The following is a 5469-nucleotide window of genomic DNA, read 5'->3' as shown; positions in this document are numbered from 1 at the left end:
GTCCCAGGGGGCGTCGACGGGGTGCGGGCGTACCGGCCGCAGCGGCTCGTCGAGGGGGCGGTGCGTCATGGTCTGCCTCCCGTCCCGACCCGCGTCATGATCTCGCACAGGGCCCGGTCGTCGAAGATCCGCGAGGTCGGTATGCGCACGGTGGTGCGGTGCCGGCCGGTGATCGGGTGGCCCGCCAGGTTGACCCAGTAGCAGCAGTGCCTGAGGTCCAGCCGGTCGTGTCCGGCCCTCAGCCACTGGTCCTGGGAGCGCGGCACGATCATCACGACCAGGATCTTGTGCACCGACACCGGGGTGCGGGCGAGCTTCGCCAGGTGGGCGTTGTCCAGTGTGAAGGAGAAGAACCGGCCCGGCGGGTTGGGCGGCAGCTGGTAGGTGCACTTCAGCTGCACCTTGATGGTCACCTCGTCGTCGACCGTGTGCCCGGGGGCGCTGTGGCTGATGTGCCAGTCGATGCCGTTGTCGGGAAAGGGCTGCGACAGCGAGCAGCCGGCGGCCGCGGCGACCGCGTGCAGATACCCCACCTGCAGTGTCTCCATGCAGGCGGTGGTGGCGAGTGTGCCGCGCAGGGTGCCCGCACGCTCGGGCAGCAGCCCGCCCCGCTCGGGCTGCGCAACCGTCATGACCAACTGCCTTCCACGCCAGGTGATGTGCCGGGTGAGTCCCCAAGGCCCCGCTGCGGGTCCGTGAACTGCAAATACCCGTACTCCTGTTGTCTCCTTCCGGCGTACCGCGCAAACAGCCCGGGTATCACCAAACGGGCAGAAGACGGTACGTCAGCTGCCGTGGGTGAGCGAGGAGTTGTGGTCGACATGACGTGCTGCTGGTACGAGGGGCCGCTGGCCGCCTTCGACACCGAGACCACGGGCGTCGACGTCGAGACCGACCGCATCGTGTCGGCCGCCGTCGTCGTCCAGGACGCCCCGGGCGCCCGGCCGCGGATGGCCCGCTGGCTGGTGAACCCGGGGGTGCCGGTGCCGGAGGCGGCGACGGCGGTACATGGGCTGACGGAGGATCATCTGCAGCGCAACGGGCGCTGGCCGGCCCCGGTGATGTACGAGATAGCCGAGGAGCTGGCGGAGCAGGCCGCTCTGGGCCGCCCGCTGGTGGTGATGAACGCGCCGTTCGATCTGACGCTGCTGGACCGGGAGTTGCGCCGCCACCGGGCGTCCTCGCTGGACCGCTGGTTCGAGGCGTCGCCGCTGTGCGTGCTCGATCCGCGGGTGCTGGACAAGCACCTGGACCGCTACCGCAAGGGCCGGCGCACCCTCACCGATCTGTGCGCGCACTACGAGGTGGTGCTGGCCGAGGCGCACGACGCGGCGGCGGACGCGCTGGCCGCGCTGGAGGTCGTCCGCGCCCTCGGCCGCCGCTTCGCGGCCCGGCTGGACCGCCTCACCCCCGGCGAGCTGCACACCCTGCAGACCGGATGGCACGCTGCCCAGGCCCGCGGCCTGCAGGCGTGGTTCGCACGCAGCGGTACGGAGGAGACGGTGGACCCGTCGTGGCCCCTGCGCCCGGAGCTTCCCGCCGCCGCCTGAACTCGCCGCTCGGGCGACGTGGGCCGGTGTCGGAGCGCTCGTTTCGCACGGCGAAGTCGCACCGGACACGCAAGCCGGACACGAGAAGAGCGACGCGGTCCGCACAGCCTGCGGACGCACGTCGCTCTCGCGATGGTGGGCGATACTGGGTTCGAACCAGTGACCTCTTCGGTGTGAACGAAGCGCTCTCCCACTGAGCTAATCGCCCGGACGCAGGAAGAACATTACCGCATGTCAGGGTGTGCCCGGGACCACGGGTCGCCTCGACGGGCCGGTCACTGGTCCCTGATGTTCCAGGGCATGACGAGGCCGAACTTCGAGAGGTAGACGCCGACCAGCGCAGCGATGATCACGAGGCCGATCACCGTGAGGATGATGTTGCGTCGGCGCACCTTGGGATCGAGGGCCCGCTGGGCCGCCTCGGTGACCTTGCGCTTGGTCCAGCGGAGCACGAGCTGGGCCCACACGAACTCGGTGGCCCAGATCGCCATGCCGCCGAAGATCACCACCCAGCCCGGGCCCGGCAGTGGGAGCATGACGATGCCGGCGGCGACGACCGCGAGCCCGACGACGAAGACACCGACCTGCCAGCTCACGTGCAGCACGCGCCGTGACCGGATGAACTCGGGCGCCCGCGAACCGAGCCCCCGCCGGTCCTCGCCCTCGCCCGCCTCCGCCGCCGCTCCGTCCGGCGCCGCGGGAGCCTCGTCCCGCCCGTCACTCCCCGTATTCATGTGTGTGAACCCTACCGGAGGGAACCCGTAAATCACGTCACCGGAATGGCCCCACCCTACGCACTGCCTCTCCGCCGGAAGAGTTACCTAAAGCCAGGCAAAACACTCAGAGGGGTTTACAACGGCACCGTAGGTGGCATGTCGATTTCGCCGACGTGCGAATCCCCGAGCGCACACTGAGCGAAAGGCCCTGGCGCTTATGAACACCACGGTCAGCTGCGAGCTGCACCTGCGCCTCGTTGTGTCGAGCGAGTCCTCCCTGCCTGTCCCCGCAGGCCTGCGGTACGACACGGCCGACCCCTACGCCGTGCACGCCACCTTCCACACCGGAGCCGAGGAGACCGTCGAGTGGGTGTTCGCCCGCGACCTCCTCGCCGAGGGGCTTCACCGTCCCACTGGAACCGGCGACGTCCGTGTCTGGCCGTCGCGCAGTCACGGCCAGGGCGTCGTCTGCATCGCCCTGAGCTCCCCGGAGGGCGAGGCGCTGCTCGAGGCCCCGGCGAGGGCCCTGGAGTCCTTCCTGAAGCGAACGGACGCGGCCGTGCCCCCTGGCACGGAGCACCGGCACTTCGATCTGGATCAGGAGCTCTCGCACATCCTCGCGGAAAGTTAACCGACAGGCCCTTCGAGGCCCCTGAGCTGCCCGTTGCCGTCCACTCGGGGAGACGGCTCGGGCCAGGACAACCGCATAAGGGATGCACCGGCACCGGTTCCCCGCGGGGGGCCGGTGCAGGTGTGCGCGTGTGCGCGTGTCCGTGCGCTGCTCGGGCGACGGTGGAGCCGTTACCATCGGCCTGCATCGGCGGGCGTGTGCCCGATCCCCAGGCCTTGGGAGCGAAACGTGCTGATCACCCACGACACCCGGTGCGCGCTCGACACCGTGGTGGATCTGGTGAACACCGCACCGGAGGACGAGTCGGCACCGGACGGTCTGGCGGACGTCGCGGCACTCGAGGACTTCGTACGAAGCCACCAGATGAGCGACGTCGGGATGCTGTCGGAGTTCGACCTGTCGGCGGTGCGTCGGATCCGCGGCCGGTTCGCCGGCATCTTCGCGGCCCCGGACTCCCGTACCGCGGCGGGGATGATCAACGAGTTGGTCGCCGCCGCGGGCACCACGCCCCGGCTGACTGACCACGACGGCTACGACTGGCATGTCCACTACTTCGCCCCCGGCGCCTCCGTCGCCGACCATCTGGCGGCGGACTGCGGCATGGCGCTCGCGTTCTTCGTGGTGGCCGGTGAGCAGGAACGGCTGCGGCGCTGCGAGGCCCCCGACTGCAGGCGTGCCTTCGTCGACCTCTCCCGCAACCGCTCGCGGCGGTACTGCGACAGCCGCACGTGCGGCAACCGGCTGCACGTGGCCGCCTACCGGGCGCGACGCAAGGAGTCGGCGGGCTGAGGCCGCCTCGATGGTGTCGTGGTCCCCGGCGGGTGACGCCGAGGACGCACGGGTACGGCTCACAGCAGCAGCAGGTCGTGCAACGCAGCCATGAGCAGCAGACACCCGATCACCGCCAGGAAGATCATCAGCGGTGGCTGGGAAAGGGCGAAGAGGCACCCGCGCGGCTCGTCCTCCGGCGGCGCGGCCTCGCTCTGTGTCGTGTCCAGCATCTCGCGGTGATGATGGACCAGCCCGCACCGGTGACGCGATCAGCAGCGTGAAATGTACGGGAGATCGCCGGATTCCACGATCTTCGCTTCGGTTCGCTCCCGGTCCTGATCATTTCCTGGGGGCGCCATGATCACTCCGCATCAGGAGCATCGGGCGCGCGGGTCACAGGCGTCGGACGGCTGTCATATGCCGTGCTTCTTCAGAATGGCCTCGATGTCGCTGAAGTCGTCCTCGCCGCGGGATGTGCCCGCCGGGCGGGAAGCGGGCCGGCCGGACGGACGGGTCGGCGGGCCGAGGGACGGTGCCGATGCCGTCGGAGCCACCGCGCCCCCTTCGGCGGCACGGGCCGCCGCCCTGCGCTCCTTGCGCGTGCCGCCGCGCCGGCGCTCCACCGCGCGGGTCGTCGCGAAGAGCACCCAGGCGCAGCCGAGCAGACCGAAGCCCGCCCACGCGGTCGGGCTGAAGGCGGTGTCCGCCAGCCAGCCGACGACGCCGGTCATCACCAGGCCGATCGGGACGAGGGAGTAGGCGGCGATGCGGGTCGCCGCGAGGAAACGCCTTCGGAAGGCCGTGACCGCGGCGATGCCCAGGCCGGCCGCGGAGACGGCGGAACAGACGGTCTCGGCAATCATCCGGTCCTCCAGGGCATCGCTCACCGGTGGGCAGTTCGTCCCTTCCATCCTGCACCTCCCACTGCCCGGCAGGCCACGTTCGGGGCGGACATCAGGGACATCTCCGGGTCGCCTCCTTCCCAGGTGCCGGTCGCGTCCCGCGGCCGGCCGTCATGGCCGGGGCGCGTGATCCGTCGGGGTCGGCTCCTGTAGGGATCTGCTCGGCGGGCCCGAGCGGATCGGGTCCGGACGGATCGGGCCCGGACGGCGGGCCCCGCCCGAAAGGCCCGGTCGCATCGAGTCCCGTCCGGCAGGAGTCGATACGGCCGGATTGGGTGCTGTGCCGCGGGCCTGGAAGACTGGGACGCATGAGCGACTCCTCCTCCGCATCCGCCGTCCCGGTTCTCGACGTGTGGTGCGAGCTCCAGTGCCCGGACTGCCGCACCGCGCTGAACGATCTGCGTGCCCTGCGTGCCCGCTACGGCGACCGGCTGGGGCTGCGGCTGCGGCACTTCCCGCTGGAGAAGCACAAGCACGCCTTCGCCGCCGCGCAGGCCGCCGAGGAGGCCGCCGAGCAGGGGCAGCTGTGGCCGTACGTGGAGGCGGTGCTCGGCCGCGTCGAGGAGCTGGACCGCAAGGGCGAGCCGCTGCTCGTCGAGACGGCCCGTGAACTGGGCCTCGACGCGGAGGAGTTCGACACCGCGCTCATCGACGGCCGGCACATCCTGATCGTCGACGCCGACCAGGCCGAGGGCAAGGCGATCGGTGTCACGGGCACACCGACGTACGTCGTCGGCGGCGAGCGCCTGGACGGCGGCAAGAGCCAGGAGGGCCTGCGCGAACGCATCGAGGAGATCGTGGACCGGCTGCTGGCGGGGGCCGAGCGGCAGCACTGACCGGCCGGGCCGGACCAGGCCGGCCCGGCCGCGGAGAACCCGGCTAGTGCCGCATCAGAGAAC

Annotated in this window: 8 protein-coding genes and 1 tRNA gene; 4 read left to right on the top strand and 5 right to left on the bottom strand. The window is 70.9% G+C overall.

Annotated elements, in window-relative coordinates:
- Positions 1-65: 65 nt before the first annotated feature.
- Entirely contained in the window at positions 66-632 is a 567-nt protein-coding gene (locus tag BZY54_RS46950) for a DUF4365 domain-containing protein (RefSeq protein ID WP_086731418.1), read from the bottom strand.
- Between the two features lie 189 nt (positions 633-821).
- Here BZY54_RS46950 and BZY54_RS46945 point away from each other — a divergent pair, with 189 nt between their 5' ends.
- On the top strand, positions 822-1550 hold the full coding sequence (locus BZY54_RS46945; RefSeq protein ID WP_086731420.1) for a 3'-5' exonuclease: 729 nt from the start codon (positions 822-824) through the stop codon (positions 1548-1550).
- 133 nt (positions 1551-1683) lie between these two features.
- On the opposite strand, the gene BZY54_RS46940 is transcribed toward BZY54_RS46945, so the two are convergent.
- Positions 1684-1758: transfer RNA gene (locus BZY54_RS46940), tRNA-Val, on the bottom strand.
- Positions 1759-1825: 67 nt separating this feature from the next.
- On the bottom strand, positions 1826-2284 hold the full coding sequence (locus BZY54_RS46935; RefSeq protein WP_086731417.1) for a TIGR02611 family protein: 459 nt from the start codon (positions 2282-2284) through the stop codon (positions 1826-1828).
- 199 nt (positions 2285-2483) lie between these two features.
- On the opposite strand from BZY54_RS46935, the gene BZY54_RS46930 reads away from it, so the two are divergent.
- Complete coding sequence (locus tag BZY54_RS46930) at positions 2484-2897, top strand: SsgA family sporulation/cell division regulator (protein ID WP_004002642.1); 414 nt, start codon at positions 2484-2486, stop codon at positions 2895-2897.
- A 228-nt stretch (positions 2898-3125) separates the two neighbouring features.
- A complete protein-coding gene (locus BZY54_RS46925; RefSeq protein ID WP_086731416.1) occupies positions 3126-3686 on the top strand; it encodes a CGNR zinc finger domain-containing protein in 561 nt (186 codons plus the stop codon).
- A gap of 59 nt (positions 3687-3745) precedes the next feature.
- Here BZY54_RS46925 and BZY54_RS51970 read toward each other — a convergent pair whose 3' ends face one another.
- Entirely contained in the window at positions 3746-3898 is a 153-nt protein-coding gene (locus BZY54_RS51970; RefSeq protein WP_167414194.1) for a hypothetical protein, read from the bottom strand.
- Positions 3899-4081: 183 nt separating this feature from the next.
- Positions 4082-4531, bottom strand: a complete 450-nt coding sequence (locus tag BZY54_RS46920) for a hypothetical protein (protein WP_086731419.1) — start codon at positions 4529-4531, stop codon at positions 4082-4084.
- A 347-nt stretch (positions 4532-4878) separates the two neighbouring features.
- On the opposite strand from BZY54_RS46920, the gene BZY54_RS46915 reads away from it, so the two are divergent.
- Positions 4879-5406: a DsbA family protein gene (locus tag BZY54_RS46915; RefSeq protein ID WP_086731415.1), complete on the top strand. Its 528-nt coding sequence runs from the start codon at positions 4879-4881 to the stop codon at positions 5404-5406.
- The last annotated feature ends 63 nt before the right edge of the window (positions 5407-5469 follow it).

Source organism: Streptomyces carpinensis (assembly GCF_002154505.1).
Lineage (GTDB): Bacteria > Actinomycetota > Actinomycetes > Streptomycetales > Streptomycetaceae > Streptomyces > Streptomyces carpinensis.
Note: the sequence above shows the minus strand (reverse complement) of the source record. Positions and strands in the feature narration are given on the sequence as shown.

Coding starts and splice junctions, on each gene's coding strand:
- BZY54_RS46945 (WP_086731420.1), top strand. CDS start 822: ATGACGTGCTGCTGGTACGAGGGGCCGCTGGCCGCCTTCGACACCGAG.
- BZY54_RS46935 (WP_086731417.1), bottom strand. CDS start 2,284: ATGAATACGGGGAGTGACGGGCGGGACGAGGCTCCCGCGGCGCCGGAC.
- BZY54_RS46930 (WP_004002642.1), top strand. CDS start 2,484: ATGAACACCACGGTCAGCTGCGAGCTGCACCTGCGCCTCGTTGTGTCG.
- BZY54_RS46950 (WP_086731418.1), bottom strand. CDS start 632: ATGACGGTTGCGCAGCCCGAGCGGGGCGGGCTGCTGCCCGAGCGTGCG.
- BZY54_RS46915 (WP_086731415.1), top strand. CDS start 4,879: ATGAGCGACTCCTCCTCCGCATCCGCCGTCCCGGTTCTCGACGTGTGG.
- BZY54_RS51970 (WP_167414194.1), bottom strand. CDS start 3,898: ATGCTGGACACGACACAGAGCGAGGCCGCGCCGCCGGAGGACGAGCCG.
- BZY54_RS46920 (WP_086731419.1), bottom strand. CDS start 4,531: ATGATTGCCGAGACCGTCTGTTCCGCCGTCTCCGCGGCCGGCCTGGGC.